The sequence below is a fragment of the Pseudomonas grandcourensis genome, assembly GCF_039909015.1.
GTDB classification, from domain to species: Bacteria; Pseudomonadota; Gammaproteobacteria; order Pseudomonadales; family Pseudomonadaceae; genus Aquipseudomonas; species Aquipseudomonas grandcourensis.
Window position 1 is genome coordinate 115,337 of the sequence record NZ_CP150919.1, and the last position, 22,849, is coordinate 138,185.

Sequence of the window (22,849 nt, forward strand, 5' to 3'; positions counted from 1 at the left end):
GCAATTTCGACCTGAAATTGTTTTTGCCAGAAAGGACGCCGTCGCGAGCAGACTCGCGATGCTTTTAAGATTTGCGAGGCGTCAGAACCATCTGCGCCGGAACGCTGCGCAAAATCTGCCGTTCCAGCGTCAGATCAAACTCGGGATCGAGTTTCTTCACTCGTTTGGTCAGCAAATTAGCCAGCCAAGGGTAATCGTTGGTGCGCGGAGCCTGAATGCTTACGTCGCACTGAAAATTCACCACATCGGCGGCGATGGCATCCAGTTGGCGACGCAGTTTGCCCATATCGTTGATATTCAGTGCGACCGTGGTGCTTTCAGCCGTCAGGTCGATAACCTTGGCTTTTGGCTTGGCTTCGGCAGCCTTGAGGGCGGCTTCGGCTTTTTCCAGCTCGGCCTTGCGTGCCTGGGCAATCGAGCCGTTGACGCCGCCAGTCAGTGCCGGAGCCTTGGGCATCAATGCGCGGGCACGGCTCAAGGCGGTCGCGGCGGCATCCACGTCACCCTTTTGCAGCACGATCTGGCTGCGGCGCAGATAGGCTTCGGCCAGTTGCCGCTGGTATTGCTCAAGAGAAGCATCGTTGGGCGATTCGGCCTGCAAGGCTGCCAATTGGTCTTCGGCGGTGGCCAGTTCATCGCTGGCGATGTTTTGCTCCAGCTGCACGATAGCCGTGGCCCGTGCATCGGCGGCCTTGGTGGCTTCCGATGGCGTGCTTTGGCAGGCGCCCAGCAGCAAAGAAAATGCGACAAGGAGCAGATAACGGGAGGCGAACGACTTCATTCCTGCGACTCTCTATTTGCGCAAAAAACGAGCAAGTCTACACCCCTCGACGGGGCAGAACAAAACTCAGCAGAAACAGCGCGGCGGCCGTCACCACAATCGACGGGCCAGCCGGGGTGTCCTTGAACCAGGACAGCGCCAGCCCGCCACACACGGCGAGTATGCCCAGCAGGCTCGCGCCCAGTGCCATCTGCTCTGGTGAGCGGGCGTGACGTTGTGCCGCAGCCGCCGGGATGATCAGCAACGAGGTGATCAGCAATACCCCGACGATTTTCATCGCCACGGCGATCACTACGGCGATCAACAGCATCAAGGCCAGGCGCAATCCCGCCACCGGCAGGCCTTCGACCCTCGCCAGTTCTTCATGCACCGTGATCGCCAGCAGTGGGCGCCACAACGCAACCAGCAAGAGCAGTACCGCAGCGCTGCCGCCAAGGATCCAGGCAAGATCGGTCGGACTGATCGCCAGCAGGTCGCCGAACAGATAGGCCATCAGGTCGATACGCACTTCGTGCATGAAGCTTAGTACCACCAGGCCCAGAGAGAGCGTGCTGGGTGCGAGAATTCCCAAAAGTGTGTCGGATGCCAGTGGCTGGCGTTGTTGCAAGGTCACCAGCATCACCGCCAACAGCAAGCAGCCAACGGTGACGGCAACGGTCGGGCTGACATCCAGCAGGAAGCCCAGGGCCACGCCGAGCAATGCCGCGTGGGACAGGGTGTCGCCGAAATAGGCCATGCGCCGCCAGACCACAAAAGACCCCAGCGGGCCTGCGACGACGGCCAGGGCCAGGCCTGCAAGCAGGGCGTAGAGCAGAAAATCAGCCATGCTTGCAGCTATCTCCGTGAACATGGGGTTGGCCCGACGCGGGCGCCTTGACCACCGAGCCATGCAAGTCGTGGGCATGGTCGTGATGGTGGTGATAAATCGCCAGGCTTTGTGCGTTCTTTCCGAACAGCTCGACGAAAGCCGGATCGCCGCTGACCTGTTCGGGATGGCCGGAACAGCAGACGTGACGATTGAGGCAAACCACCTGGTCGGTGGTGCTCATCACCAGATGCAAATCGTGGGAGACCATCAGCACGCCGCAACCGTGACGGTCACGCAGACGAGTGATCAGGCTGTACAGCTCAGCCTGGCCGGCCACGTCGACACCCTGTACCGGTTCGTCGAGTACCAGCAGTTCCGGTTCGCGCAACAAGGCGCGGGCCAGCAACACACGTTGCATTTCACCACCGGAAACGCTTTGCACCGGGCTGTCGATCACCTGTTCGGCGCCGACTTCCTTGAGTGCCGCCAAGGCCATCGCACGGTCCACGCCCGGTACCAGGCGCAAGAAACGCAGGACCGACAGCGGGAGGGTCGGATCGACATGAAGTTTTTGCGGCATGTAACCGACCCGCAGTTTCGGCTTGCGCCAGACGCTGCCGCTGTCCGGTTTCAGCAGGCCGAGCACGGCCCGCACCAAGGTGGTTTTGCCGGCGCCGTTGGGGCCGATCAGGGTAACGATCTGCCCCGGCTCTACGCTCAGTTGGATGTTGTCCAGCACCGGTTGCCCGGCGAACTTGACGGCAACCTGCTCAAGACGGATCAGCGCGTTGCTCATCAAGCCCCCTGGCAACCCGAGCAGAGACCGACCACTTCGACGGTCTGGCCTTCGACGACAAACCCGACATCCCTGGCGCTGGCGATGATCGCGTCGCTGATGGATTTTTGCTCAAGTTCGATCGCTGCGTGGCACGCACGGCAAATCAGGAACTGACCCTGGTGGGCATGTTCCGGGTGATTGCAGCCGATGAAGGCGTTGAGCGAGGAAATCCGATGGACCAGGCCGTTTTCCAGCAGGAAATCCAGCGCGCGGTACACCGTTGGCGGCGCGGCGCGGCGACCGTCCTGCTCGCTGAGTACCGCGAGAATGTCGTAGGCACCCAGGGGCTTGTGGCTTTGCCACACCAGTTCCAGCACTCGCCGGCGCAACGCGGTCAGGCGCAGGCCTTGACGTGCGCACAGGGTATCGGCCTCGGACAAAGCGCTGTGAACGCAATGTGAGTGGTCGTGGGGACGGCTGGCGATCGGTGTTTTTAGCATGAGCGGCGACGACGATTGTGAGAGACGTTATTATGTTACCCGTTCTCGCCTCTTCGAGTGGTCATCGTGTCCCGACTTTTTTCTGTTTTTGTCGCATTTATCGCAAGTTTTCTGCTGATCGGTTCGGCGCAGGCCGAGGTCAAGGTTCTTACCAGCATCAAGCCTCTGCAGTTGATCGCCGCAGCAGTGCAGGATGGCGTGGCGATCCCCGAGGTTTTGCTGCCGCCGGGCGCCTCACCACATAACTATGCGTTGCGCCCTTCCGACGTGCGCAAGGTGCAATCGGTAGACCTCCTGTACTGGATCGGCCCGGACATGGAAGGCTTCCTGCCACGGGTGCTCAATGGTCGTACGTTGCCCAACGTCGCCGTGCAGGATTTGCCGGGCATGAAACTGCGCCGCTTTGCCGAAGATAGCCACTCCCATGCCGAAGAAGCTGACGAACACGACCACGATCACCGTCCGGGCAGCCTCGATGCGCACCTGTGGCTGTCGCCGGTCAACGCCCGGGTCATCGCCACGAAAATGGCGGCGGACCTGAGTGCCGCCGATCCTGACAATGCCACGCGCTATCAGAGCAATCTGAAAGCCTTCGACGAGCGCCTCGATGCGTTGGATGCGCGCCTGAAGAAACGCCTGGCCGATGTTCAGGGCAAGCCCTACTTCGTGTTCCACGAAGCTTTCGACTACTTCGAAGACGCCTACGGCCTCAAGCATGTGGGTGTGTTCAGCGTCGCGGCCGAAGTGCAACCCGGTGCCCAGCATGTCGCAGCGATGCGCGCGCGGTTGCAGGAAGTCGGCAAGACCTGCGTGTTCAGCGAACCACCGCTGCGGCCGCGCCTGGCGGAAACCCTGGTGGCGGGTTTGCCGGTGAAGCTGGCTGAACTGGATGCGCTGGGCGGGTACACGCCGGCGACTGCCCAGGGCTATGAGCAGGTGTTGGAGAAATTGGGGAATGATCTGGCGGGGTGTCTGGAGTCGTTGTAACCGACGCCAGACCCTGTGGGAGCAAGCTCGCTCCCACAGGTCAAAGCCTTTAAAGGGCGAAAGGCAACGGTGTATTGACCGTCTGCCGCTGCGCCAGGCGCAACTGGAACTCCATCGGATCGTGAATCAACACGTCCTGCCCGGCGAACGACTCCGCTGCGATCAGGCGTGACAACCAGAACCGTACGCACGCCACCCGCAGCATGGTCGGCCACAACTCGGCTTCGGCCGCTGTGAACGGTCGCAAGGCTGCGTAAGCGCCGAGCAAGGCCCGCGCACGCGGTCCATCGATCACGCCATCGTCGTCCGAGCACCAGTCGTTCAAGGCAATCGCCACGTCGTAGAGCATCGGCCCGGAACAGGCGTTGTAGAAATCGATCAGCCCGGTCAGGTGCGTGCCTTCGAACATCGCGTTGTCGCGGAACAGGTCGGCGTGAATGTTTGCCCGTGGCAGTGCCAGGATTTTTTCTTTTTGCCGGGTGATTTCTTCCAGTGCCCGCTGCAGCAGGTCTTTCTGTTCGGTACCGAGGTGCGACAAAAACTGCGTGCCCTCTTCCAGCATCCAGTCCAGGCCGCGATCGGTTTTGCGCTTGATCATGTTGGCCTGGGTCGCCAGGTGCAGATGGCCGAGCAACTCTCCCACCTGCGCGCAATGTTGCGCGTTGGCTTGCTTGATATGCTTCCCGGCCAGGCGTGGTTGCAGCAGCGCAGGTTTGCCCGCCAGTTCGCGCAAAGCCACGCCGTCGGTGGTGCGCAAGGCGTAAGGCACCGGTAGGTCGGCACCGTGCAGCACGTCGAGCAGTTCGATGAAGAACGGCATTTCCTGAACCGGACCACGCTCGATCAGGGTCAGGACAAATTCGCCCTGCTCCAGGCTGATAAAGAAATTGGTGTTTTCGCTACCGGCGGCAATCCCCTGGAAATCAAGCAGGCGGCCGAGGCCATAAGGGGCGAGAAAAGCTTCCAGCTCGGGCCGAGCCAGGGGGGTGAACACAGACATGTTTTAACTGCCAGTACGGGCGCGGGCATTGGGCCAGCGCCGATTGAAATTAAGAAACTACTTCCACTCAAAGATCTTCCACGACGGAATCAGCATATCCGGCTGATCCGAACGAATGAAGTTTGCATCGGTACCGTCCGCACGCACCAGAAAGTACGGCTTGCCGCCTTTTGGTGTGACTTTGATCGCATACAGGAAGCCGTTTTGACGGTATTCCTGAATGACCTTGTCCCCTTCCGTGTGGATCGTAACCTCCGGCTCCTGTTTCGAAACATCGTCCGCCGCCATGACGGCCAGTGGTGCGATTGCAAACAAGCCAGCCAGCAACAGGCGATTTAGTGTGCGCATGATAACCTTGTCCCTTTGTCGTCAACGGTCCCGCTATTCTAGCGCCGGACCCGCCGAAAAGGTTGATCCTGCTCATGAGCCAAGCCCCCCTCGTCCTGGTGGACGGTTCTTCTTACCTGTACCGCGCCTTTCACGCGTTGCCACCGCTGACCACGTCCAAAGGCCTGCCGACCGGCGCGGTCAAGGGCGTGCTGAACATGCTCAAGAGCCTGCGCAAGCAATATCCGGATAGTCCGTTCGCCGTGGTGTTCGACGCCAAGGGTGGGACTTTTCGCGATGACATGTACGCCGAATACAAGGCCAACCGTCCGAGCATGCCCGACGATATGCGCGTGCAGATCGAGCCGCTGCACCAGAGCGTGATCGCCCTGGGCTTCCCGCTGCTGTGCGTCGAAGGCGTCGAGGCCGATGACGTGATCGGCACCCTGGCCCGCAGCAGCGCGGCGGCGGATCGTCCGGTGGTCATCTCCACCGGTGACAAGGACATGGCGCAACTGGTCGACGGTCACATTACCTTGGTCAACACCATGACCGGTAGCAGCATGGACGTGGAGGGCGTGAAGGAGAAATTCGGCGTCGCTCCGGAGCAGATCATCGATTATCTGGCGCTCATGGGCGATACTTCCGACAACATTCCGGGTGTCCCGGGTATCGGTCCGAAGACGGCTTCCGGCCTGCTGGTCGGTGTGAACGGTGGCCTGACCGAGCTCTATGCGCAGCTCGACATCGTGCCGACCCTGCCGATTCGCGGCGCCAAGACCCTGCCGGCCAAGCTCGAAGAGCACAAGGAAATGGCTTTCCTTTCCTATCAGCTGGCGACCATCAAGATCGACGTGCCGCTGGACGTTGGGCTCGACGACTTGCAAATGGGGCCTGAAGATCCGGCCAAACTCTACGAGCTGTACACCCTGCTGGAGTTCAAGAGCTGGCTGAACGACCTTGATCGCGATGCCAAACGCCTGGAACTGAGCGCTGCCGCCGAGCCTGCACCGGCCGCCGACCTGTTCAGCGAGCCAGAGGCCGAAGCACCGGCCGCCGCGGCTGAAGCTGCCTATGAAACCATCCTCGATCAAGCGCGTTTCGATGCCTGGCTGGAAAAACTGAACAACGCCAAGCTGTTTGCCTTCGACACCGAAACCACCGGCATCGATGCGCAGCAGGCGCAACTGGTGGGTCTGTCGTTCGCGGTTCAGGCCAACGAAGCGGCCTACATCCCATTGACCCATTCCTACATCGGCGTGCCGCAACAACTGGACCGCGACACGGTCCTGCGCGCACTCAAGCCGATTCTGGAAGACCCGAGCAAGCTCAAGGTCGGCCAGCACGCCAAGTTCGACATGAACATCCTGGCCAACTGCGCCATCGGCGGTGATCAGGGCAACGGCATTACCGTGCGTGGCATCGCCTTCGACACCATGCTTGAGTCCTACGTACTGAACTCCACGGCCACGCGCCATGACATGGACAGCCTGGCGCAGAAGTATCTGGACCACACCACGGTGAGTTTCCAGGACATCGCCGGCAAAGGCGTGAAGCAGCTGACGTTCGATCAGATCGCCCTGGAGCAGGCCGGGCCATACGCCGCCGAAGATGCGGATATCACCTTGCGCCTGCACCAGACCCTGTTCGAAAAGCTCTCGGCCATTCCAAGCCTGGCCAGCGTGCTGACCGACATCGAAATCCCGTTGGTGCCGGTATTGGCGCGTATCGAGCGCCAGGGCGCATTCGTCGACGCCGCCTTGCTGGGCGTGCAAAGCATCGAACTGGGCGACAAGATGGTGGCGCTGGAGCGTGAAGCCTTCGAGATTGCCGGCGAGGAATTCAACCTCGGTTCGCCCAAGCAACTCGGCGTGATCCTTTACGAGAAGCTCGGCCTGCCGGTATTGAAGAAAACCGCCAAGGGCCAGCCCTCCACCGCCGAAGAAGTGCTGGCCAAACTGGCAGAAGACGACTATCGATTGCCCAAAGTGCTCATGGAATACCGCTCCATGAGCAAGCTGAAAAGCACCTACACCGACCGTCTGCCGGAACAGATCAACCCGCGTACCGGGCGGATCCATACCTCGTATCACCAGGCGGTGGCGTCCACCGGGCGGCTGTCCTCCAGCGATCCGAACCTGCAGAACATCCCGGTGCGCACCGCCGAAGGGCGTCGCATCCGCCAGGCGTTCGTAGCCCCGGCCGGTTACAAGCTGTTGGCGGCGGACTATTCGCAGATCGAACTGCGGATCATGGCGCACCTGTCCCGGGATGAAGGGCTGATGAACGCCTTCCGCCACAATCTGGACGTACACACTGCGACCGCCGCCGAAGTGTTCAAGGTCGAACTGGCCGACGTGACCTCCAACCAGCGCCGCAGCGCCAAGGCGATCAACTTCGGCCTGATCTACGGCATGGGCGCGCAAAAGCTCGGCAAGGACATCGGCGTCGACACCAAGACCGCCAAGGCCTACATCGATACCTACTTCGCCCGGTACCCCGGTGTTCGCCAGTACATGGACCGCACGCGTGCCCAGGCCGCCGAGCAAGGTTATGTCGAGACGTTCTTCGGCCGTCGCCTGTACCTGCCGGACATCAACTCCAACAAACCGCAAGAGCGCGCCGCCGCCGAACGCACAGCGATCAACGCACCGATGCAAGGTACTGCCGCGGACATCATCAAGAAAGCCATGGTCGCGGTGGATAACTGGCTGACCGCGTCGGGCCTCGACGCCAAAGTCATCTTGCAGGTGCACGATGAACTGGTGCTCGAGGTGCGCGAAGACCTGGTCGACCAGGTTCGCGATGAAATTCGCGTGCACATGAGCGACGCGGCGAAACTGGATGTGCCGTTGCTGGTCGAAGTGGGTGTCGGGAATAACTGGGATGAGGCTCACTGAGCCCCCTGAAAAGACCTTTTCTGCTGCGGCATAGTGCCGCGGCAGAAGGGCGCAAAAAAAGCTTAGTCCGCAGGGCTATCAGAGTTATTTCAAAGCTATTTGAAAAAAATCTGAACTAATCTTGCACACGACCACTCAGAGTTACTGAATGGCTGGTGAAGCCCTTCGATGCTCCTATGTTGTGTTAAGTGTTGGCAGATATCTGGACCCCGCCCTAGCGGTCTAGAGCTTGAACCCCGGAACTTCTCCCTCCCCATATGAAGCCCGGGGTTTTTTTTGCCCGGAGAAAACTGCCTGGGTGCACCGCAGGCAGTTTTCGGCACTTACTGAGCTTCTGCTTCGGCACCCTTGTCCGCCAGCTCCATCCAGCCAGCCAGTACGGTGTAGGCATCTTCCAGGCCCATGCGTTTGGGGGCCGAAAACAGCTGGATTGTCACCAGATCGCCCCAGCCCTTGCGGATTTCCGCCTGAACCTTGAGCAGCGTGTTCTTGGCCGCGCCATAGGTCAGCTTGTCCGCTTTGGTCAGCAGGATGTGCATCGGCATGCCGGCAGCAACGGCCCAGTCGAGCATCAGCAGGTCGAAATCGGTCATCGGATGGCGGATGTCCATCATCAGGATCAGACCTTTCAAACTCTCGCGACCACCCAGATAAGCCTCCAGGTGACGCTGCCAGTGTTGCTTGAGCGGGATCGGTACTTTTGCATAACCGTAGCCCGGCAGGTCGACCAGACGGCGTTCATCGTCTAGCTTGAAGAAATTCAACAGTTGCGTGCGCCCCGGGGTTTTCGAGGTGCGCGCCAGGCTGGCGTGGGTCAGGGTGTTCAAGGCACTCGACTTGCCGGCGTTGGAACGCCCGGCGAAGGCGACTTCGAAGCCCTCGTCATCCGGACATTGGTCGACTTTGGCGGCGCTGAGCATGAAGGTGGACTGTTGGCACAGACCGAGGATGGGATTCTTGAGTTGCATGGGATTTCCGATGTGGGCGGCGCCAGGAATGGGTGCGGCAAGCAGTGTCGCTTCCGTTTCAGTGACGCCAGTATATAATGCCGCAGATTTTGTGTGCGCTTTGTCCCAGCGAAGGATGAAGTTCACGAGAGCGACAGACCTTGATTGCGCACTAGAACGCAGCTCGCTCTCAACCCTGAAAAGGTCGTTTTATGACGAAATGGCTGCTAGCTGCCGGTGTATTGATGCCGCTTTACAGCGCTCAGGCTACACAGGATCCGGAAGCTGTGTACAACCGTGTTTGTGGTGCCTGTCATTCCGGCCAACTCCCCATGGCGCCGAAAAAAGGCGATCAGGAAGCTTGGACGCCGAGGTTGGCGAAAGGTATGGAGACGCTGGTGCAACACGTGACCCAGGGTTTCAAGGCGATGCCGCCGCGTGGTTTGTGCATGGACTGCAGTGCCGAGGATTACCAAGCCATCATCCTTTGGATGAGCGAGTAAGCCCGGTCCATAACTCTTAACCCTTAGCCGTAGTTGGATTAGCTGATGAAGAAATTGATCGTGAGTCTGCTGTTGACCGTGGGCATCTCCGGCATGGCCCATGCTGCAGGTGAGGCAGTACAACCGGGTGATGCAAAAGCCGGCCAGGCCAAAGCCGCCGTCTGTGGCGCCTGCCACGGCCCGGATGGCAACAGCATGGCGCCAAACTTTCCAAAACTGGCGGGCCAGGGTGAACGCTACCTGACCAAGCAATTGCACGACATCAAGTCGGGCAAGCGCACCGTTCTGGAAATGACCGGCCTGCTGACCAACCTGAGCGATCAGGACCTGGCGGACATCGCCGCCTACTTCGCCAGCCAGAAAGGCAGCGTCGGTGCCGCCGATCCAAAGATCGTTGCTCGCGGTGAAGCCCTGTTCCGTGGTGGTGACCTGGCCAAGGGCCTGCCATCCTGCACCGGTTGCCACTCGCCAAATGGCGCAGGTAACGCGGCTGCCGGTTTCCCGCACCTGGGTGGCCAGCACGCTCAATACGTCGGCAAGCAACTGACCGATTTCCGCAAGGAAGACGGCGGCCGTACCAACGACGGCGATACCAAACCCATGCAGACCATTGCCAAGAAGCTGAGCGACGAAGACATCGCCGCGGTGTCCAGCTACATTCAAGGCCTGCACTAAGGCTGGCGGATCGAGTGTTGAACGGGGTGCTTATCACCTGCAACGTTAACGCTCGATTAATCCGTTGCAACGAGTATAAAAAGGGTGGCTTTGGCCGCCCTTTTTTGTGGCCGCTGCCGTTACACTACAGAACTCAAGCCCGCCAGGACCTGTCTGATAACAGGTCGCGCGAGGCGAAAAAATTTGTCCAGGAGTGAAGCATGCGTAATCTGATCATCAGCGCCGTTTTTGCCGCTGCCAGCCTGTTCGGCATGACTGCCCAGGCCGCTGAAGCCCCCGCCGCACCTTATGTCGAACTGAGTAACCCGGTTCCGGTCGCCGTGCCTGGCAAGATCGAAGTGGTAGAGCTGTTCTGGTACGGCTGCCCGCATTGCTTCGCCTTCGAGCCAGTGATCAATCCGTGGGTCGAGAAGCTGCCTTCGGACGTGAACTTCGTACGTATTCCAGCCATGTTCGGTGGCCCGTGGGACGCTCACGGTCAGATGTTCCTGACCCTTGAAGCCATGGGTGTCGAGCACAACGTTCACGCCGCGGTGTTCAATGCGATTCAGAAAGAACACAAGAAACTGACCGACAAGAACGACATGGCCGACTTCCTCGCTACCCAAGGCGTGGACAAGGACAAGTTCCTCGCGACTTTCGACTCTTTCGCCATCAAGGGTCAGATCGTCAAGGCTCGTGAACTGGCCAAGAAGTATGAAATCTCCGGCGTTCCAACCATGATCGTCAACGGCAAGTACCGCTTTGACGTGGGTTCTGCCGGCGGTGCCGAACAGGCCCTGCAACTGGCCGACAAACTGATCGACAAAGAGCGAGCGGCTAACAAGGCTGCCGCCAACTAAGGGCAGTCACTGCCATGCGCCGATGGGGTACTGAACGCATCGTTGGCCTGCATGATCCGCGGGTCAACGAGCATCATCTGGAGTCCACGGGCCTGCCCGCAGACAGTCGTCTGCGCTTGCTCAGTTTCAATATCCAGGTCGGCATCAGTACCGAGCGGTATCGGCATTACCTGACCCGGGGCTGGCAGCACCTGCTGCCGCACACCGGGCGTGCCGACAACCTGCAGAAAATCGGCAATCTGCTGGGCGACTTCGATCTGGTCGCCTTGCAAGAGGCCGATGGCGGGAGCCTGCGATCAGGCTACGTCAATCAGGTCGAACACCTGGCCCAGCTCGGCGCCTTTCCCTACTGGTATCAACAACTCAATCGCAATCTCGGTCGCCTGGCCCAGCACAGCAATGGCGTGCTCAGCCGGTTGCGCCCGTGGGCAATTGAGGATCATCCGCTGCCGGGGCCAAAGGGGCGCGGAGCCATTCTGGTGCGGTTCGGCGAAGGCCCGGAAGCGCTGGTGGTGGTCATGATGCACCTGGCGTTGGGCGCTCGGGCGCGCAGCCTGCAACTGGCCTACATTCGCGAGTTGATTGGCGGCTACAAGCATCAGGTACTGATGGGCGACATGAACACCCATGCCAGTGACCTGCTGCAACATTCCCCGTTGCGCGATCTCGGCCTGCTGGCGCCGCAACTGGAAGCGACGTTTCCCAGCTGGCGCCCACAGCGCTGCCTGGACCATATCCTGCTGAGCCCGAGCCTGACCCTGGAAAAGGTCGAGGTGCTGGCACAGCCCATTTCCGATCACCTGCCGGTCGCGGTAGAGATTCGTTTGCCGGGTTCGCTCACGGCCGATGCATTGCCCGCGTTGAGTCCTGCCCCTCGCGGAACCCCTGAATGAGCGACGAAGCACAGCGCTGGAAAGAGAAATACCTCAAAAGCATCGAACAACAGGAAAAGCTCGAACGTCGCTGGGACGCGCGGCTCGACTTGCTGCGTCGCGGGCTGGTGCGCAGCACCCTGGCGGCGGAAGGTACTGACCGCGCCGTTGATCAATGCATGAAGGAAATGCGCGAAGTCGTGCGCACCGACGACATGGACGCCGGCCTGGCCGCGCTGATTCCACGCCTGGAAAAAGCCGTGCTCGACTCGGAGCAGCGTCGGGAAACCCGGGTCAACCAGACCAGTGCCGCCCTGACCGCGCTGGTCACTCAACTGCAAACATTGCCACTGCCGCGGGAAGTGAGTCGGCCACTCAAGAGTTTCGCCAAGCAACTGGAGGCGCGGGTCAGTCAGGCACGTGAGATTCCCTTGCTGCTCAGCGAGCTGAGTGGCTTGCAGGGCAAGGCCCTGAGCCAACTGGAGACCCCGACGGAGAACGGCCGCCCGGGCTTGCTGCAGCGGTTGTTCGGTGGGCGTGAGGCGGAGGAGATGGTGACATCAGCGGCTACTTCTCCTGCCCTGTTCTCTGTAGCCGAGACCCCTGCGGCAACTTTCGAGGTACCCCCTGCTGCGCGAGTTGAAGACGAGTCTGCGCCGACCGAGCCAACCGTGGCTGCGCCTGCTCCGGCAGTCGTGGCTTTTGTCCCCCAGGCTGCGGAGCCACAACCGGCCAGTGCCACCGCGACAGAAACCGAATCGGCCGAGCAACCGACCCCGGAAACCATCACGACGCCTCCTGAGTCGGAAACAAACCCCGACGAGCTGATCGTGCAAACATCGCCCGATAGTTTGCCTTTACCTTCGATGCCGACACAGGACCTGGCCGCCGTCGATCAGACATCATCCGAACACGACATTCTCTACGCACTCCCGGACTCCCCCGAGCCCTCCTACAGCTCGGTGGCCAGCCACATCGAAGACACGCTGCTGGGGCTGCTCGACGATCTGACATTGCCCGAGCGTCATCGCCCGCAAGCCGAGTCCATGCGCGATCGTCTGAAAAACGGTCTGAACTGGTACGAACTGCTTCCGATCCTCGACGACTTTGCCACCTTGATGCTGGCGATTACCGACAGCGGCCAGCATGAGTTCGAAGCCTATCTGCAACGACTGAACGAGCGTCTCGAATCGTTCCAGAGCAACTTGCAGGCCGCCACCGCAGGACACGCCGACAACCGTTCGGCTGCGCGGCAGATGGACACGCAGATCCGCGAGCAGGTCGATGGCCTGCAAAGCAGCATGCAGGAAGCCGCGGACCTGGAAGATCTCAAGCACGTACTGGAAAACCATCTTGAAGGCTTGCTGGGCACCATGGACCAGCACCAGAAGCAGCGCGATGAACGCGAGCAAGAGGTCGCTGCGCGCCTGCACAGCCTGGCCGAGCGGGTTGCCCATATGGAACAGGAGGCCCAGGGTTACCGCGAGCACCTTGAAGAGCAACGGCAGAAGGCATTGGTCGACCCGTTGACCGGGCTGCCCAACCGCGCGGCCTGGAGCGAGCGCCTGGATCATGAGGTCACACAATGGCAGCACCATGGCAACACGCTGTTGCTGGCCATGCTCGACCTCGATCATTTCAAGCGCATCAACGATAACTACGGGCACCTGGCCGGTGACAAAGTGCTGAAAATCATCGCCGGCGTGTTGCGCAAGCGGCTGCGCGGGACGGATTTCATTGCCCGGTTTGGCGGCGAGGAGTTTGTGCTGTTAATGCCGTCCACGGTGCCGGCGGCGGGGCTGAAGTTGCTGGAAAGCTTGCGTGCCTCCATTGAGGCCTGTCCGTTCCACTTCAAGGGAGAACCGGTGACCATCACCGTGTCTATCGGGATGACGGCGTTCAGGCCAGGTGAACATAGCGATCAGGTGCTTAAAAGAGCCGACCAGGCGCTGTATCGCGCGAAAAATGCCGGCCGCAACCGGGTGGAACCGAGCTGACGGTTATTTGTTCCATTTTGTTTAATTCGATGGGATTGCCGTCCACCCGCAAGGCAGTACGTTACACTGTTGCATTATTGTCTTGCGTGTATTGCCTTTCGCCATGAAATATTTTGCTCTGATCCTATCGCTGATTGTGCTTGCCGGCTGTGCCAGCGGTCCCCGTTTCGACACCAGCCACCCTTCGGCCAATTACGACAGCCGCGTGCAATTTGTGGTGGTGCATTACACCAACGCCTCGCTGGAGCGTTCGTTGCAATTGCTGACCCACGGTGAAGTCAGCAGCCATTACCTGATCGGCGACGACAAGGGCGCCACCATCTACAAGCTGATGGATGAAAATGCGCGGGCCTGGCACGCCGGGGAGAGCGAGTGGAATGGCCGGACCTGGCTGAACTCCAGTTCCATCGGTATCGAAATCGTCAACCCGGGTTTCAAGGACACCCCGACCGGACGCGTGTGGTATCCCTACACTGAAGATCAGGTCCAGTCCTTGATCGTGTTGCTCAAGGACATCAGCAAGCGTCACGGCATAAAGCCTCGCGAGATCATTGGCCATAGCGATATTGCACCCTTGCGCAAGCTGGACCCGGGGCCGCTGTTTCCCTGGAAGCGTCTGGCCGCCGAAGGCCTGAGCATCTGGCCGAATGAACAGTCGGTGGCGCGCCAGCAAATGTTGTTCGCCGAGCAGTTGCCGAGCATCAGCTGGTTTCAGTCGCAGTTGGCCCGTCTGGGTTATGCATCGCCACAAACCGGCGAGCTCGATGTCGCGACACGGCATGTGATCGCGGCATTTCAGATGCATTTCCGTCCGGCACGCTTCGATGGCACTCCGGATGCGCAAACTGCCGCGCTACTTTTGGTGTTGAATCAGACAAAATAATGACGCCCGCCCGACGGTCAGGGCTTTTTCCCATTCAGCAGCTATAACTCATTGGTAATCCTTCGGATATTTCACAATGACCGCTGCTCGAGAGACCTTCCGTAGTTGGTTCCATCGCCCCTGGTTCCTGGGGCTGATGTCTGCTGTCTTGAGCGCAACGTTATTGATGGCCGGCAGCCTGTTCGTCGCCATACACCAGGTTGAGCAAAACGAAAGCGAAGAAATGAATGCTCAGGGCGAACGCTTCCTCGCCCGCCTGGAACAGCTCTTCGGGCAACTGCGTGAAAGCCTTGACGACCTTGAAGCGCAACCTTTGCGCGGCTGCGATGCTGAAATGATCGCAACCTTGCAACAGGTTTCGTTCAATTATCGCTTCGTCTACGAAGCCGCCTACATGGACTCCTCGCGAATCTGCTCCAATCGTCCTCGCCAGGAAGGGTTATCGCTGAGCCGATCGCCAGACATCAAAGGCCCGACTTACAGCTATTGGCTCAACACCACTACCGAACCCGATGAAAACCGCGCCGCGCTGATGCTCGGACGCGGGAATTTCCGGGTTGCGACCTCTCGCGGGCATTTGACCGATATGGTCGACCTGTCACCGGGCAGCAGCCTGCTGGTGGTCCTCGACCATGGCGCGCGCGCGATTCCGGTGCTCGGCGCTTCTCAGGTCTGGCCGCCGGCCGAGGCCTGGCCACCGAAAAACCGTGATGCGCTGCAGATCACCCAGGCGCGCCTGATATACCGGATGCCCACCGACAACCCGGAATATCAATTGGTGTTGATCAGCCCACGCACCGGCATGCATATCCCGGCGGTCTGGTGGTGGTTGCTGCCGGCCAGCCTCGCGCTGGGCACCTGCGTTGGGTTCCTGGTGTTTCTGCTGGTACGTCAGCGGCAGTCGCTGGATGCTGAACTGACCGGCGCGATTCGCCGTGGCGAGTTGCAGGTGCTGTATCAACCGATCTTCGACCTCGATAGCCGCAACTGTGTCGGGGCTGAAGCACTGCTGCGCTGGCGCAGGCCGGACGGTACCCTGACCAGTCCCGACCTGTTCATTCCCATGGCGGAGAACACCGGGCAGATTCGCCAGATGACGGACTTCGTCTTGCAGCGCCTGCTCGAGCAACTCGGCCAGTTGCTGCGTGCCAACCCGCAGTTGTACATCTCGGTCAATCTCGCGGCGTGTGACGTGATGGTTCCGCGGATCGGCCAGGTGATGGCGCGGCTGCTGACCCTGCACCGCGTCGCTGCGCGGCAAATTGCCTTTGAGGTCACCGAGCGCGGGCTGGTCGATGTGGTGGTGGCCAGGGAAAACCTGCAAGCGCTGCGGGATGTCGGGCACCAGGTGTTGATTGATGACTTTGGCACCGGCTATTGCAGCCTCGCCTATTTGCAAACCCTGCCGGTCGATTGCCTGAAAATCGACAAGGCGTTCATTGATGCGTTGGGCCATGACGCCGCCAGCAGCGGCGTGGCCCCGCACATCATTCACATGGCCCAGTCGCTGCACCTGAAGGTGATTGCCGAGGGCATCGAACATGAGGCCCAGGCCGCGTTCCTGTGCAGTGAAGGCGTGAAGTTCGGCCAGGGCTGGCTGTTCGCCCGCGCGCTGAGCGCAGTGCAGTTCACTGAATTGATTACCCGGGGGCGGCGTCGGGGAGGCCGGCGCCTGGATGACGAGGCGTGAGAGTGACCTAAACGGTCAGCGTCATATAGAACTGAGTACCCTGCCCCGGCCGTGAATAGACGCCTATCCGCCCGCCGTGCAACTGCACGATTTCCTTGCACAAGGCCAGTCCGAGCCCGGCCCCGCCCTTCTTGCGTCCAACCTGCACGAACGGCTCGAAGATCCGCCCTTGCTGACCGTAGGCAATGCCTTCGCCATTGTCCTCGACACTGATGATGACCCGCTCGCTGTGGCGCCGGGCTTGCAGGCGTATCCGCCCGCCGGATCCGGTGTGGCGCAAGGCGTTGTCGAGCAAGTTGTCGAGTACCCGCTCCAGTTGTGGCTGGTCGGCCTGCAACCGCGGCAAAGGTCCTTGCACTTCCACCAGCAGACTGATTTCCTTCTCTTCGGCCGCCGAGGCAAAGCGTGACCGAGCCTGTTCCAGTAGCGCCTCGATGGAACACGGCGCCAGGGTGAGCTTCTGCAAGCCGTTCTGGTAACGGGAGAAATTAAGCAGGTCGTTGATCAACTGCATCAGCCGCTGCATCTCTTCATTCACGGTATCGAGCAGGTCGGCTTCCCGGGAGTCCGGGGCAAAGTGCGCGCGCTCAAGGAACAATCCGAAGGCCATGTGCATGCCGGTGACGGGTGTGCGCAGTTCATGGGAGGCACGCAATACAAATTCGCTGCGTACCCGCTCGAAGGCTCGTTGCTCCGTGACGTCATGCAGCACCATCACGGCACCCAGAATATGGCCCTGGGTATGGCTGACCGGGGTCAGACTGTAGGTCAGCAGTCGCGACTCGCCATCGACTTCGACACTCAAGTCTTCCAGTGCCCGCTCCAGCGTGCCGCCGCGCAGTACCACTTGCAGCTGCTCATCAAGCTCGGGGCGCCCCAGCGCCGTGCCCAGCCCCTGCCCCAGACGATCGGACTCCCAGCCCAACTGACGCTGGGCTACAGGGTTGAGGTGTTCCAGATGGCCCTGACGATCGATCATCAGCAGTCCGTCGTCGATGCTGTCGAGCACGGCCTGCAAACGCTGCTGACCGGCCAGCAGCTCATCGACGTTGGTGGCCTGATGTTCACGCAGTGCCTGGGCCATGATCCCGAAACGCCGGGTCAGCTGGTTCAGTTCCATCGCCGAAGAAATCGGCAGGGTGACATCGAAATTGCCCTGGCCGATATTGTCCGCCGCCTTGGCCAAGGCCTCGATGGGCTCTCCGAAACGCCGGGCGATGGCCTGCGCGGTCACGAAGCCGATGATCAGCACCGCCAGCCCCACCAGGCCAAGCAATCCGGCAATCAGCAGCGCCTGCTCCCGGGCCTGGCGCTCGGTAGTGCTGATGTTGTCCAGCGCGCGCTTGTGTTCGGCGATCAGGCCATTGCGTAGCGAGTTGAATTTTTCCGTCAGGTTGTCGTTGCTGCTGAGCACATTCGACGGGTCCGGAGAGGTTTCATAAGCCTGGATAAAGCTCTCGTAGTCGGCCTTGGCTTTTCTGAAACCGTGCTCGTTTCCGGTTTCCTCCGGCTCCTGGGCGATGCCTTCCTCCAGCAATTCGAAGTAATGCTGCTTCGAGGCGGCGAAAGCGGTGGAGTCGGGTTTCTCGCTGAGCATGATGATCAGTTGATCACCCAGGGTCTGACGCAGCTTGAGCCCCAGGTCCAGGGTGATGAAGTTACTGCGGATCAATGCTTCCTGGCTGCCGGCCATCTGCATCACGCTGACCAGCCCGAGCAAGAGCCCGAGCAACGCGACGGTGATCAGTGCGGAGATGCTCAGGAAAAGCCGGGTTCGCAACTTCATCGCCAGTTTCATCGGCGGTTGCTCACAAGTTGTACTGCTTGCGTTTGCGGTACAGCGTCGAGGCGTCGATGCCCAGGGTTTTCGCCGCTTGATCAAGGGTGTCGGCGGTGGCGAGGACCGCGCCGATGTGGGCCTTTTCCAGCTCCTCCAGGCTCAGTGCCGCGCCAATGTGCGGTGCATTGTTGACCGGTGTTTCGGCCATGCCCAGATGACTGATCTCGACCCGCTCCTGCGGACAGATGATGCTCGCTCGCTCGATCACATTGCGCAGTTCGCGGATGTTGCCCGGCCAGCGATAGCCCAGCAGTGCTTCCCTTGCCTCGTCGCTGAAGGCGCGCGCGGGACGGGCGTACTCCTTGACGAAGCGCGCCAGGAAACGGTCGGCCAGGTTGAGAATATCTTCGCGCCGTTCGCGTAGCGGTGGCAGGTGCAAGGTAATGACATTCAGGCGATAGAGCAGGTCTTCACGGAAGCGACCTTCGCGCACCATGTCCTCAAGGTTGAGGTTGGTGGCCGCAAGGATGCGCACATCGGCACGACGGGTCACCGGATCACCGACGCGCTCATATTCCTTGTCCTGAATAAAACGCAGCAACTTCGGCTGCAATGTCAGGGGAAAGTCGCCGATTTCGTCGAGAAACAGCGTTCCACCGTCAGCCTGGTTGACTCGGCCCAAGGTGCTCTCGCTGGCGCCGGTGAAGGCGCCGCGGCTGTGGCCGAAGAGTTCGCTTTCCATGAGCTCGGCGGTCAGCGACGGGCAGTTGATCGTGACGCAGGATTTCTTCGCGCGTTTGCTCCAGCCGTGAATGGCTTGGGACAGTTCGCCCTTGCCGGTACCGGACTCACCCAGAATCAGGATATTGGCATCGGTCGTGGCAACCTGGCGGGCGGTTTCGAGTACCACTTTCATGGCCGGGCTGTGGGAGTCCAGACCATCCTTGGGTTTGCGCACCTCGCCTTCCAGGGCTTCCAGCCGCGCCGACAGTTGCCGCACTTCCAGTTGCTTGGCGGTTGCCAGGCGCAATTGATCGGGGCTGCACGGTTTGACCAGATAGTCGGCGGCGCCGGCCTGAATCGCATCCACCGCCGTGTCGACGGCCGAGTGGGCAGTGACGATCACCACCCGCATCCAGGGTGCCTGGATGCGCATCTGGGCCAGCACATCGAGGCCGTTGTCTTCACCCAGGCGCAAATCAAGGAAGCACAGGTCGAAGACCTGCCGCTGCAGCAGGGCTTCTGCCTGCGCGGCGCTGGTGGCGGTGGCCACGCTGTAGCCTTCATCTTCGAGGCAGTAACGGAAAGTACGCAGGATGGCGGATTCATCATCCACCAGCAGAATGCGGCCTTGATGCTCAGTGGCGGATTCCATTTTCCTACGCTCCTTAAAGAATGATCTTAATTTAGTCCCGGAGAAATCGGGCAAGTTGCATGATTGATTCTGAGCCTTTCCTGTCATGGCAGGGTAGCTCTCATCCGATGTATCGGTTAGCTACCTGATTTAGCGGGTCCTTTAATAGATACCCGGTCTCTGACAGTGGCTAGCGTGAATTTCTGACACCCGCGCCCTCCTCTCAATTCAAAAAATTTACGGCCTTCCTTCAAGCCAATCGTGCAATACGCACGGCGGCATAAGCGGCATCGTGCAGGATGCGCGCGAAGTGGTTTCTTTGATGTTGATAACTTATTGATATTAAAGGCTATTTGTCAGCTTCAAAGCTGGCATGCGCTCTGCAATTGTCTGGTTAACCAGGGCATTCAAATACTAACGCCCGCGAATACCGACCCCAGTGGTAGGAGTTCCAGGATGAATCGTCAACGTGTCGTCCACTTGCACCTCTGGCCTGTGCATGTCCAGCAAGGACTGTTTGCTGTTCTGGCGCTGTTGATCACCTTGATCGGCGGCCAGCAGTTTCTGCGCTGGGAGCAGAGCCGGCAGCAGGAAGCGCCATGCCTGTCGATTCCGCATCCGGTCCAAACCCATTTCAGTGCTGTCAGCAGCGGTCAGGCTGATAGCACCCCGATGCGCATGATGGATGCCGACCAGGCCGGGCCTGTGGGTGAGATACGCCCTCAAGAGCGTTGGGTGTTCTAGGCAAAACTTCCGCCGCACCCCATGCGCCGGGAAACGCAGCACCTCTAAACAGAAGCGTAAGGAGAATCACCATGTTGAGCTGGGCAATCACATTCCTGATCATCGCCATCATCGCCGCTGTACTGGGCTTCGGTGGTATCGCGGGCACCGCCACGGGTATCGCCAAGATTCTGTTTGTCGTGTTCCTGGTGATGTTCATTGCCTCTTTCTTCTTTGGCCGTCGCGGTCGAGGCTGATATGAGCGAGTCGTTCAAGTGGCAGCCGCCCTGCTGTTGGGCGGTAGTGCCATGGCATGCGGGCTGGCGTTTTCCCGACATGCCTGAGGCCCCCATGCAGGGCTGGTTGATAGAACAGAATTTGTACACGAAGGGGGCCACAGCGCCTCTTTCCACCTGCGCCACCTGAGGAAGGCCGGCGCATGACCAAGGGGTCGGGACGTTCTGCCTGTTTCAGGGGCGGAGTGACCTACGGGTACAGGGAGTGCCTGCGCAAGGGCCGGATCAGGAAAAGCTACTGCGCAAGTTCGCCGGACCGCCAAGGCTCGACGGGCTTGCGAAGGGCTTGATCAAGCAACACATTGAAATAGAGCGCTCGTCTCGATTTCATCACTGTTATCCCGTCCTTGTCCTTGTCACGTCGGAAAATACTTTTCCCGGTGTTTCATCTGCGACCGTATATCGAGAAAAATCACCTTTCTTTGGCCGCGATTTTTCCCTTCGTCCTGCGGGATTTTGCTGAAAAATCAACGCTCGGCCACTGCTCAAAAAACATTCAATCTGCTCTGTGATAGCCGGTTCACGGCACTTATGCCTGCCGAAATGTCGTTTTCGAACCGGTTGGGACGCGCGTTTCGCTAGAAAAACCTCATGCCGATTCGGCATAGGGTAGGCGTTTACGGCATTAGACGGCGCTCCCTTGCATCGGAATAGTTGCGCCTTTTTTCGCCTGCCAGAGAGCCGTAAACACGCGCTCCGGGGCACCTTATACGGGGGGCAGATGCACTGGACTTTTTCGCCACAAGCGTTCCAGTTCGCGCATCTCCCTGAGTCAAACAACAAAGTAAGGGTAAAGATATGAAGAAGGCAAAGCTTAGCCTCGCCTGGCAGATCCTCATCGGTCTGGTATTGGGGATTGCAATCGGTGCGCTGCTCAACCATTTCAGTGCCGAAAAAGCCTGGTGGATCAGCAACGTCCTGCAACCGGCAGGCGATATCTTTATCCGTCTGATCAAGATGATCGTGATCCCGATCGTCATTTCCTCCCTGATCGTCGGCATTGCCGGCGTCGGTGACGCCAAGAAGCTGGGGCGCATCGGCTTCAAGACCATCATCTACTTCGAGATCGTCACCACCATCGCCATCGTGGTCGGCCTGCTGCTGGCCAACCTGTTCCATCCGGGTGCCGGCATCGACATGAGCACCCTGGGCACTGTGGACATTTCCAAGTACCAGGCCACGGCGGCCGAGGTTCAGCATGAACACGCGTTCATCGAAACCATCCTCAACCTGATCCCGTCGAACATCTTCGCGGCCATGGTTCGCGGCGAAATGCTGCCGATCATCTTCTTCTCCGTATTGTTCGGTCTCGGTTTGTCGAGCCTGCAGGCGGACCTGCGCGAGCCGCTGGTGAAGATGTTCCAGGGCGTATCGGAAAGCATGTTCAAGGTCACTCACATGATCATGAACTACGCTCCGATCGGCGTGTTTGCACTGATCGCGGTGACCGTTGCCAACTTCGGCTTCGCGTCGCTGATCCCGCTGGCCAAACTGGTGATCCTGGTTTACGTCGCCATCGCCTTCTTCGCTTTCGTGATCCTGGGCCTGATCGCTCGTCTGTTCGGTTTCTCGGTGATCAAACTGATGCGCATCTTCAAGGATGAGCTGGTACTGGCCTACTCCACCGCCAGTTCCGAAACCGTGCTGCCGCGCGTGATCGAGAAGATGGAAGCCTACGGCGCGCCGAAGGCCATTTGCAGCTTTGTGGTGCCGACCGGCTACTCGTTCAACCTCGACGGTTCGACCCTGTACCAAAGCATCGCGGCAATCTTCATTGCCCAGTTGTATGGCATCGACCTGTCGATCAGCCAGCAACTGCTGCTGGTACTGACCTTGATGGTCACCTCCAAAGGCATCGCCGGCGTACCGGGCGTGTCCTTTGTGGTACTGCTGGCCACCTTGGGCAGCGTCGGTATTCCTCTGGAAGGCCTGGCGTTCATCGCCGGTGTCGACCGTGTCATGGACATGGCCCGTACCGCACTGAACGTGATCGGCAACGCCCTGGCGGTTCTGGTTATCGCTCGTTGGGAAGGCATGTACGACGACGCCAAAGGCCAGCGCTACTGGAACTCCCTGCCGCACTGGCGCAGCAAGGAAAAACTGCCAGCGGGTGAAATTTCCAAGAGCTGACACAAAACCCCTGTAGGAGTGAGCCTGCTCGCGATAGCGCAATATCAAACAACAGAGATGTTGAATGTACCGCCCT

The 22,849-nt window shown here is 59.9% G+C and carries 21 protein-coding genes; 12 read left to right on the forward strand and 9 right to left on the reverse strand.

What is annotated here, in order from left to right; translation table 11 throughout:
- Window positions 1–64: 64 nt before the first annotated feature.
- The 4 genes from AABM52_RS00520 to zur are packed head-to-tail and all read right to left on the reverse strand — an operon-like array spanning window position 65 to window position 2,867.
- The gene (locus AABM52_RS00520) at window positions 65–781 is read right to left on the reverse strand and encodes a PA5502 family lipoprotein (protein WP_347909928.1); all 717 of its coding nucleotides are present in this window, start codon (window positions 779–781) and stop codon (window positions 65–67) included.
- A gap of 37 nt (window positions 782–818) precedes the next feature.
- Complete coding sequence (znuB, locus tag AABM52_RS00525) at window positions 819–1,607, reverse strand: zinc ABC transporter permease subunit ZnuB (RefSeq protein ID WP_046042679.1); 789 nt, start codon at window positions 1,605–1,607, stop codon at window positions 819–821.
- Window positions 1,600–2,385 carry a zinc ABC transporter ATP-binding protein ZnuC gene (gene znuC / locus AABM52_RS00530; protein ID WP_347909929.1) on the reverse strand — a complete coding sequence of 262 codons (786 nt, stop codon included), beginning with the start codon at window positions 2,383–2,385 and terminating at the stop codon, window positions 1,600–1,602. The genes znuB and znuC overlap by 8 nt, the downstream gene beginning before the upstream one ends.
- Entirely contained in the window at window positions 2,385–2,867 is a 483-nt protein-coding gene (gene zur / locus AABM52_RS00535; protein WP_347909930.1) for a zinc uptake transcriptional repressor Zur, read from the reverse strand. Before zur ends, znuC begins: the two co-directional genes overlap by 1 nt.
- Before the next feature lie 66 nt (window positions 2,868–2,933).
- Here zur and znuA point away from each other — a divergent pair, with 66 nt between their 5' ends.
- Window positions 2,934–3,854, forward strand: a complete 921-nt coding sequence (gene znuA / locus AABM52_RS00540; RefSeq protein ID WP_347909931.1) for a zinc ABC transporter substrate-binding protein ZnuA — start codon at window positions 2,934–2,936, stop codon at window positions 3,852–3,854.
- Between the two features lie 49 nt (window positions 3,855–3,903).
- Here the strand turns inward: znuA and AABM52_RS00545 are convergent, their stop codons facing one another.
- The gene (locus AABM52_RS00545; RefSeq protein ID WP_347909932.1) at window positions 3,904–4,854 is read right to left on the reverse strand and encodes a homoserine kinase; all 951 of its coding nucleotides are present in this window, start codon (window positions 4,852–4,854) and stop codon (window positions 3,904–3,906) included.
- Between the two features lie 57 nt (window positions 4,855–4,911).
- Complete coding sequence (locus tag AABM52_RS00550) at window positions 4,912–5,202, reverse strand: DUF2782 domain-containing protein (protein WP_347909933.1); 291 nt, start codon at window positions 5,200–5,202, stop codon at window positions 4,912–4,914.
- Window positions 5,203–5,276: 74 nt separating this feature from the next.
- Here AABM52_RS00550 and polA point away from each other — a divergent pair, with 74 nt between their 5' ends.
- Window positions 5,277–8,081 carry a DNA polymerase I gene (gene polA, locus AABM52_RS00555; RefSeq protein WP_347909934.1) on the forward strand — a complete coding sequence of 935 codons (2,805 nt, stop codon included), beginning with the start codon at window positions 5,277–5,279 and terminating at the stop codon, window positions 8,079–8,081.
- Window positions 8,082–8,404: 323 nt separating this feature from the next.
- On the opposite strand, the gene yihA is transcribed toward polA, so the two are convergent.
- Window positions 8,405–9,049: a ribosome biogenesis GTP-binding protein YihA/YsxC gene (gene yihA, locus AABM52_RS00560; protein WP_046042671.1), complete on the reverse strand. Its 645-nt coding sequence runs from the start codon at window positions 9,047–9,049 to the stop codon at window positions 8,405–8,407.
- 191 nt (window positions 9,050–9,240) lie between these two features.
- Here yihA and AABM52_RS00565 point away from each other — a divergent pair, with 191 nt between their 5' ends.
- From AABM52_RS00565 to AABM52_RS00595, 7 genes are all read left to right on the forward strand, one after another.
- Window positions 9,241–9,531 (forward strand): cytochrome c5 family protein, encoded by a 291-nt coding sequence (locus AABM52_RS00565; protein WP_008002190.1) that lies wholly within the window; start codon window positions 9,241–9,243, stop codon window positions 9,529–9,531.
- Between the two features lie 45 nt (window positions 9,532–9,576).
- Window positions 9,577–10,206, forward strand: coding sequence for a c-type cytochrome (locus tag AABM52_RS00570; RefSeq protein ID WP_347909935.1), 630 nt, complete (start codon window positions 9,577–9,579; stop codon window positions 10,204–10,206).
- 200 nt (window positions 10,207–10,406) lie between these two features.
- Window positions 10,407–11,048, forward strand: coding sequence for a thiol:disulfide interchange protein DsbA/DsbL (locus AABM52_RS00575; protein WP_046042669.1), 642 nt, complete (start codon window positions 10,407–10,409; stop codon window positions 11,046–11,048).
- 14 nt (window positions 11,049–11,062) lie between these two features.
- A complete protein-coding gene (locus tag AABM52_RS00580) occupies window positions 11,063–11,941 on the forward strand; it encodes an endonuclease/exonuclease/phosphatase family protein (protein ID WP_347909936.1) in 879 nt (292 codons plus the stop codon).
- The gene (locus AABM52_RS00585; protein ID WP_347909937.1) at window positions 11,938–13,917 is read left to right on the forward strand and encodes a diguanylate cyclase; all 1,980 of its coding nucleotides are present in this window, start codon (window positions 11,938–11,940) and stop codon (window positions 13,915–13,917) included. Before AABM52_RS00580 ends, AABM52_RS00585 begins: the two co-directional genes overlap by 4 nt.
- A gap of 103 nt (window positions 13,918–14,020) precedes the next feature.
- Window positions 14,021–14,800, forward strand: coding sequence for an N-acetylmuramoyl-L-alanine amidase (locus tag AABM52_RS00590; protein WP_347909938.1), 780 nt, complete (start codon window positions 14,021–14,023; stop codon window positions 14,798–14,800).
- 76 nt (window positions 14,801–14,876) lie between these two features.
- On the forward strand, window positions 14,877–16,490 hold the full coding sequence (locus tag AABM52_RS00595) for an EAL domain-containing protein (RefSeq protein ID WP_347909939.1): 1,614 nt from the start codon (window positions 14,877–14,879) through the stop codon (window positions 16,488–16,490).
- Window positions 16,491–16,497: 7 nt separating this feature from the next.
- On the opposite strand, the gene AABM52_RS00600 is transcribed toward AABM52_RS00595, so the two are convergent.
- Window positions 16,498–18,288: a KinB sensor domain-containing domain gene (locus AABM52_RS00600; RefSeq protein ID WP_347909940.1), complete on the reverse strand. Its 1,791-nt coding sequence runs from the start codon at window positions 18,286–18,288 to the stop codon at window positions 16,498–16,500.
- Window positions 18,289–18,298: 10 nt separating this feature from the next.
- Window positions 18,299–19,645 carry a sigma-54-dependent response regulator transcription factor AlgB gene (gene algB / locus AABM52_RS00605; protein WP_347909941.1) on the reverse strand — a complete coding sequence of 449 codons (1,347 nt, stop codon included), beginning with the start codon at window positions 19,643–19,645 and terminating at the stop codon, window positions 18,299–18,301.
- 435 nt (window positions 19,646–20,080) lie between these two features.
- Here algB and AABM52_RS00610 point away from each other — a divergent pair, with 435 nt between their 5' ends.
- From AABM52_RS00610 to gltP, 3 genes are all read left to right on the forward strand, one after another.
- Complete coding sequence (locus AABM52_RS00610) at window positions 20,081–20,368, forward strand: hypothetical protein (RefSeq protein ID WP_347909942.1); 288 nt, start codon at window positions 20,081–20,083, stop codon at window positions 20,366–20,368.
- A gap of 71 nt (window positions 20,369–20,439) precedes the next feature.
- Window positions 20,440–20,604 carry a DUF1328 domain-containing protein gene (locus AABM52_RS00615; protein ID WP_003177151.1) on the forward strand — a complete coding sequence of 55 codons (165 nt, stop codon included), beginning with the start codon at window positions 20,440–20,442 and terminating at the stop codon, window positions 20,602–20,604.
- 837 nt (window positions 20,605–21,441) lie between these two features.
- A complete protein-coding gene (gene gltP / locus AABM52_RS00620; RefSeq protein ID WP_347909943.1) occupies window positions 21,442–22,773 on the forward strand; it encodes a glutamate/aspartate:proton symporter GltP in 1,332 nt (443 codons plus the stop codon).
- The last annotated feature ends 76 nt before the right edge of the window (window positions 22,774–22,849 follow it).